Annotated in this window: 7 protein-coding genes; 3 read left to right on the forward strand and 4 right to left on the reverse strand. The window is 72.4% G+C overall.

Translation table 11 applies throughout. The features are described from left to right. Positions 1-37: 37 nt before the first annotated feature. Positions 38-967 carry a DMT family transporter gene (locus FV229_RS12100; RefSeq protein WP_147752215.1) on the forward strand — a complete coding sequence of 310 codons (930 nt, stop codon included), beginning with the start codon at positions 38-40 and terminating at the stop codon, positions 965-967. 26 nt (positions 968-993) lie between these two features. Here FV229_RS12100 and FV229_RS12105 read toward each other — a convergent pair whose 3' ends face one another. Both FV229_RS12105 and FV229_RS27385 read right to left on the reverse strand, forming a co-directional pair. Next, positions 994-2691: a thiamine pyrophosphate-binding protein gene (locus tag FV229_RS12105; RefSeq protein ID WP_147752216.1), complete on the reverse strand. Its 1698-nt coding sequence runs from the start codon at positions 2689-2691 to the stop codon at positions 994-996. 135 nt (positions 2692-2826) lie between these two features. Then, on the reverse strand, positions 2827-3144 hold the full coding sequence (locus FV229_RS27385; RefSeq protein ID WP_187275130.1) for a hypothetical protein: 318 nt from the start codon (positions 3142-3144) through the stop codon (positions 2827-2829). A gap of 333 nt (positions 3145-3477) precedes the next feature. On the opposite strand from FV229_RS27385, the gene FV229_RS12115 reads away from it, so the two are divergent. Next, a complete protein-coding gene (locus tag FV229_RS12115) occupies positions 3478-4188 on the forward strand; it encodes a sigma-70 family RNA polymerase sigma factor (protein ID WP_147752217.1) in 711 nt (236 codons plus the stop codon). A gap of 118 nt (positions 4189-4306) precedes the next feature. Next, a complete protein-coding gene (locus tag FV229_RS12120; RefSeq protein WP_147752218.1) occupies positions 4307-4864 on the forward strand; it encodes a metallophosphoesterase in 558 nt (185 codons plus the stop codon). A gap of 21 nt (positions 4865-4885) precedes the next feature. Here FV229_RS12120 and FV229_RS12125 read toward each other — a convergent pair whose 3' ends face one another. Both FV229_RS12125 and FV229_RS12130 read right to left on the reverse strand, forming a co-directional pair. Then, the gene (locus FV229_RS12125; RefSeq protein WP_147752219.1) at positions 4886-5314 is read right to left on the reverse strand and encodes a GFA family protein; all 429 of its coding nucleotides are present in this window, start codon (positions 5312-5314) and stop codon (positions 4886-4888) included. Positions 5315-5384: 70 nt separating this feature from the next. Further along, positions 5385-6383: MFS transporter (locus FV229_RS12130; protein WP_147752220.1), on the reverse strand; the 999-nt coding region annotated here is incomplete at its 5' end.

Genomic DNA, 6383 nt, shown 5'->3' on the forward strand with positions numbered 1-6383 from the left:
GCGTCAAAACCCCGTCTCTCGGACCGGAGATCCGCCCTTGAACGCCGCCCTGCTCTATCCCTTCATCCTGGTCGCCGGCGCCCTCCAGGCGCTGGGCAACTCCATGAACGCCCAGCTGCGGGGGCGGCTGGTGAACCCGTGGCTCGCGGCGACGGTGTCGTTCGCGCCGATCGTGTTCGTGTTCGCGACGCTGTTCTTCATCATGCCGACCCCGCTGCCGACCCTCGAGACCCTGGGCAAGATGCCCTGGTACGCGCCGCTCGGCGGCGTCGCCGGCGCGGTCGCGGTGTTCGGGGGCCTCGCCTTCATCGACAAGGTCGGCGCCGGGCCGTTCAACGGCCTCACGCTGACGGCCAACATCCTGGCCTCCCTCGCGATGGATTCGCTCGGCCTGTTCGGGCTTCAGGGCGGCGGCTTCAAGCCGCTGCCGTGGCTCGGCGGGCTGCTGATGGCGGTCGGCGTGGTGTTCATCGCCCGCACCACCGCCGACAAGGGCGGCGAAAAGGACGAGGGCCACGGCCTCAACCCGAAGCTGCTCTACCCGTTCATCGTCGTCGCCGGCATCCTGCAGGCGGTGGGCGTCGTCTGGAACTCGCAGCTGCGCGGCGCGCTCGTGAACCCCTGGCTCGCGGCCACCGTCTCGTTCCTGCCGGTGGTGTTCGTGTTCGCCCTGGTGTTCCTGGTGCGCCCGACCCCGCTGCCGAAGCGCGAGGACGTCGAGGGCGTGCGCTGGTGGATGCCACTGGCCGGCATCACCGGTGCGGTGGCGGTGTTCGGCGGCCTGCTTTTCGTCGACACGGTCGGCGCCGGCGCCTTCAACGGCCTCCTGATCACCGCCAACCTGCTGACCTCGGTGGCGCTCGACCATTTCGGCTGGGTCGGCATGAAGCAGGTCAAGGCCGGCCCGTCACGGCTCGGCGGTGCCGCGCTGATGGTGGCCGGCATTCTGCTGATCTCGATCTTCTGACGATGCGGGCGCAGGCGGACGACGCGTCAACCGCCGGCGCCCTTGCTCTGCTCTCCCTTGCCCTGCGCCACCGCCCCGGCGCGGATCGCGTCGAGCGTCTGGGTCGGCGTCAGGGCCTGCGGGTCGACGAGGCAGTGCAGCATCGCGGGCAGCCCGGAGGCGAGCGCCCGCTCGAAGGCCGGTGCGAACTCCTCCGTCCGCGCCACCCGCTCGCCGTGGCCGCCATAGGCGCGGGCGAGGGCGGCGAAGTCCGGGTTGCGCAGCCGCGTGCCGGAGACGCGGCCGGGATATGTGTGCTCCTGGTGCATTCGGATGGTGCCGTACATGCCGTTGTCGAGCACCACGACGAGGATCGGGATCGCGTACTGCACGGCGGTCGCGAATTCCTGGCCGGTCATCAGCACGTCGCCGTCGCCCGCGAGCGCGACCACGATGCGCTCGGGCCGGATGCGCTTGGCCATGATCGCGGCGGGCACGCCGTAGCCCATCGAGCCCGAGGTCGGCGCGAGCTGGGTGCGGAAACGCCGGAACCGGTAGTAGCGGTGAATCCAGGTGGCGAAGTTGCCGGCCCCGTTGCACAGGATCGCATCGGCCGGCAGCCGTTCGCGCAGCCACGTCACGGCCTCGCCGTACTGGAAGGCGCCAGGCGTCGGGGCCGGGCGCTCGGACCAGTCGCGGTAGCTCGCATGCGCCGCCGCCGCCCGGCCGCGTGGGTTCGAGACGGGTGGCGGCGACGCCCGCAGCGCCGCCAGGAGCGGGCCGGGCGCGGACTGGATCGCCAGCGTCGGCTGGTAGACGCGGCCGAGCTCGTTCGCATCCGGGTGGGCGTGGACCAGCGGCAGGCCGGGATCGGGAATGCCGAGCAGGCGATAGGATTGCGCCGGCATCTCCGACAGGCGGCCGCCGACCATCAGCAGCAGGTCGGCCTCGCGGATGCGCGCGACGAGGGCCGGGTTCGGGCCGATGCCGAGCTCGCCGGCGTAGTTCGGATGGTCGGCGGGAAACAGGTGGGCGCGTCGGAACGAGGTCGCCACCGGCAGGTCCTCGGCCGCGGCGAAGGCGACGAGGTCGTCCCGCGCCGCCTCGCTCCAGCGCGAGCCGCCGACGAGCACGACCGGCTTTTGCGCGCCGTCGAGCATCCGGCGCAGCGCGAAAACGTCCTCCGGCCGGGGCGCGGGCTCCGCCGGCGCGACGGACCCCGCGTCCGCGACGGCGACGGCGTCGTCGAGCATGTCCTCCGGCAGCGCCACCACCACCGGGCCGGGGCGCCCCTGCATCGCCACCCGGAAGGCGCGGGCGATGAGCTCTGGGATGCGCGCGGCGTCGTCGACCTCGACGACCCACTTGGCCACCGTGCCGAACATCGCCCGGTAGTCGATCTCCTGGAAGGCGTCGCGGTCGCGCATGGCGCGGGCGACCTGGCCGACGAACAGGATCATCGGGGTCGAATCCTGCTGCGCCACGTGGAGGCCCGCCGACGCGTTGGTGGCGCCGGGACCGCGGGTGACGAAGCAGACGCCCGGCCGGCCGGTGAGCTTGCCCGCCGCCTCGGCCATCATCGCGGCCCCGCCCTCCTGCCGGCAGACCAGCACGTCGACGTCCGTGTCGTAGAGCGCGTCGAGGACGGCGAGGTAGCTCTCGCCGGGGACGCAGGTCAGCCGGTCGACGCCTTGCGCCAGGAGCTGGTCGACGAGCACGCACGCACCGGTTCGGGTTCGGACCATCGGCGGTTTCCTCGCGCGGACCGGATCGGTCGCGCTCGCCCGACGCAGTCTGGTTCGCCCGGCTCCGAAGGCAAGGCCGTACTGCCCGGCCGGATGGAGGCTCTTCCGTGGGGAGGCCGCCGCGCAGTCGGCGGTTCAGTCCGCCTCGTCCTCGGAGGCGGACATCGCATCGCGGAAGCGCCGCAGCCGGGCGCCGGCCGTCTTCGGTTCGGTCGCGCGCGCCGCGCTGAACGGAAGGGCAGGGGCATCGCGCAGGCCCGGCTCCGGTTGCGCCTGCACCACCGGCGCGCCGATCGCGGCCATCAGGACGCGCAGCCCATCGATCCATTCCTCGGCGTCGGCGAGCGAGGCGAAGCCCTCGCGCCGATACGTCTTGTCGGGCGCGACGGTGGCGGCTGCGTCGAACAGACCGTCGTCCCGGTCGTGGATGAGATAGGAAACTCGGCGAGACATGATGAATAGATACCTCAACCTTCCCCGCGCGAGAAGGTTGCCCGTGATGAAATCGGGCCTGATCGGATCGGTTCCGACTTGAGACCCACCTGCGACAGCCATGCGCGGCCCGTGCCGCGCACCCGCCCTAAAGTCCCGCTCCGCCTCGATTGCCCGCCTTCACCATCCGGGCCACGATGAGGCCAGAGCAAAGGGGTTCGTTGCTAAAGCAACGTTCCGTCGGAGTCGGTCACGGTTAAGGGCCGTTCATCACCGGCTCAGAATTTAATATGCAATTACCTTAGACCGGCTCAAAAGAGCTTGACCGTGAGAACCTTGGGACGCTCCATCGGCATGACGCAAGCCATCTCCAACGGCCGGGACGAAACCTTCGACGCCGAGCTGGGCGCGGTCGACGTCGCGGCCGTCGTCCGCAACCATCTCGGCGGCGAGCTCCGCGCGTACTTCGCCTTGCCTGCGGGCGACGCCCTGCCGGAGCCGCTGCGCGCCCTGGTGCGCCGCTTCGAGGACGTGCTCGCGAGCCGCGGCGAGACGCCGACCACGGCGTTCCGCGACGACCTGATGGCCGTTCTCCCGGCGCTGCGCACCTTCGCGTTCTCGCTCGTCGGCGACATGAGCCGGACCGACGACCTGGTCCAGGAAACCTTGATGAAGGCGTGGATGAACCAGCACCGGTTCCAGGCGGGCTCGAACCTGGTGGCGTGGCTGTTCACGATCATGCGCAACCAGTTCTACACCGAGATTCGCAAGCGCAAGCGCGAGGTGGAGGATGCCGACGGCGTCCAGGCCGGCAAGCTGACCGCGGTGCCGGACCAGGAGGACGTCGTCACCCTCAAACGCCTCTACGCGGTCATGGAGACGCTTCCGGCGACGCAGCGCGAGGCGCTCCTCCTCATCGGCGCCGAGGGCCTCACCTACGAGGAGGCCGCGGTGCGGCTGCAATGCCAGGTCGGCACGGTGAAGAGCCGGGTCAGCCGCGCCCGCGGGCAGCTCGCCGGCCTCCTCGGGCTCGAGAAGGAGCCGCCGCCGCGTCACGCGCCCTGAGGCGCGGCGCGGGAGCGCGGTCCGATGCCGCGTCGGCTGGCGCTGCCGGCGACGGGCGCCATCTCGGGTCTCTGCCGGGCGCACGGGCCCGGGCGGCCGAGGACCGATCCGAAACCCCATGGCGACCTACTTCACGGCCGACACGCATTTCGGCGATGCCGACCTCGTCCGGCGCCGGCGCGGCGCCTTCGGCTCGGTCGAGGATCACGACGAGGCGCTGGTCGCCCGCTGGAACGCCCGCGTCGGCGTCGAGGACGAGGTCTGGCACCTCGGCGACTTCGCCGCCGAGGCCAGCCGAGACCATTGCGCGGCGATCTTCCGCCGGCTGAACGGCGTGAAGCGGCTGGTGCGCGGCAACCACGACACCAACCGCGTGCTCGACCTGCCCTGGGCGCAGCCGCCGGTGGACAGCGCCCGCATCAGCGTGATCGACGCCGGCGGCACGTCGCGGAGGCTGTTCCTGTCGCACTATCCGCATCGCTCCTGGCCGGGCTTCTGGCGCGAGACCCGCCACCTCTACGGCCACACCCATGCCTGCCTGCCCGACACCAGCCGCTCCTGCGACGTGGGCGTGGACGCGCAAGACTATCGCCCGGTCGACCTCGCCGAGGTGCTCGCCCGGCAGGACGAAGCCGAGCAGGCGCCCGAGGAGATGGCGATCCGCGGCCTGCGCTGACTTGGCGCTGAGCCGGCGGCGTCAGTCCTCGGCCGGGACGAAGCGCAGCGTGCCCGCGCGCCGGGTCGGCGTGCCGGTGTCGCCGGTGTGGTTGATCCCGTCCATCACAGGCACCTCCGGGAAATCGAACGGGCTGACCCCGTCGAGGCAGGCGACGTTGACCGCGTACAGGTTTTGGTCGGACCGGCGCTGGTGATGGGTGTAGATCCCGCAGCGCGCGCAGAAGAAGTGTTGCGCCGTCCCGGTGTGGAAGCGGTAGCTCGTCAGCGCCGCCGCGCCCTGCAGGATCTCGACCCCGCCCGCCTCCGCCATCGCGACGACGGCGCCGCGCATCCGGCAGTAGGAGCAGGTGCAACGGCGGATCGACCGGAAGCCGGCGCCCAGCGTCGCCGCGAAGCGCACCGCGCCGCAATGGCAGCCGCCGGTCCGGATGGTCGTGTCGTTCCTCATCTCGTCTCCTTCTTCAGGCTTGGTCTGCGCATGCCGGATCACCCGCGCCGGGCGCGGTGCCGAGCGGGACTCATCCGGGGGCGCCCTCCCGCGGCGCGAGCCTTGGCGCGAGGGCGAGCATCAGCGGGACGACCGCCAACGCCGTGACCGCGGCAGCCATGGCCGCCCGGCCCGGGCCGAGCGCGTCGCCGAGCGGCCCGTAGAGCAGCGGCGTCGCCAGCGCGCTGCCGCCGAGGGTGCAGGTGTAGAAGATCGCGAAGGCGCGCTCGACCCGGCCGCCCGGCGCCAGCTCCGGCACCGTGCCGTAGAGGACGGAGGACGTGCCGTTGAGCAGCAGGCCGAGCAGCGGCAGCACCGCGATGGCGGGCGCCAGCGGCAGGGCGGCGACGGCGAGGATCGCCGCCGCCGTCCCCACCTCGGTGAGGATCACGCTGCGCGTCACCCCGAAGCGGGCCCCGAGGCGTCCGAACGCCGCCTTGCCCAGCGCTCCGCCGACGGCGACGAGTGCGAACCCGACGCCCACCGTCGCGAGCGCCGCCCCCTTCGCCTGGAGCAGGAACGGCAGGTAGACGAGGAAGGCCGGGCGCGCCGCGTTGTCGAGCATACCGATCGCCACGAGCAGCCCGAACCCGGACTTCTTCTGCGCGCTGCGAGACGAAGCCACCCGCGCGGTCGCCTGTGCCGCCCCCCGCGCCGCCTCGCGGGCGGCGGGCTCGCGCGGCAGCAGGACGGCGACCCCGAGGCCGACCACGGCGCCGAGGCCTGCGACGAGCCAAAGCACCGGTCGCCAGCCGGCATAGGCGAGGAGGAACCCGACGAGCGGCGGCAGCGCCGCCTTCCCGAGGTCTCCGGCGACGTTGTAGGTGCCGAGCGGCCCGCGGGCGGCCTGGCCGTAGGCCCGGGCGATCACCGCCGAGGCGAGCGGATGCTGCGTGCCGCTGCCGGCGCCCGACAGCGCCAGCGCGAGGCACAGGACGACGAGGCCGCCCGAGGCGCCGGCGAGCGCGTAGCCCGCCGCGCCGACGAACGTGCCCAGCACCAGCACCGTGCGCAGGCCGAGCCGGCGGGC

The organism is Methylobacterium sp. WL120, assembly GCF_008039465.1.
Classification (GTDB): Bacteria; Pseudomonadota; Alphaproteobacteria; order Rhizobiales; family Beijerinckiaceae; genus Methylobacterium; species Methylobacterium cerastii.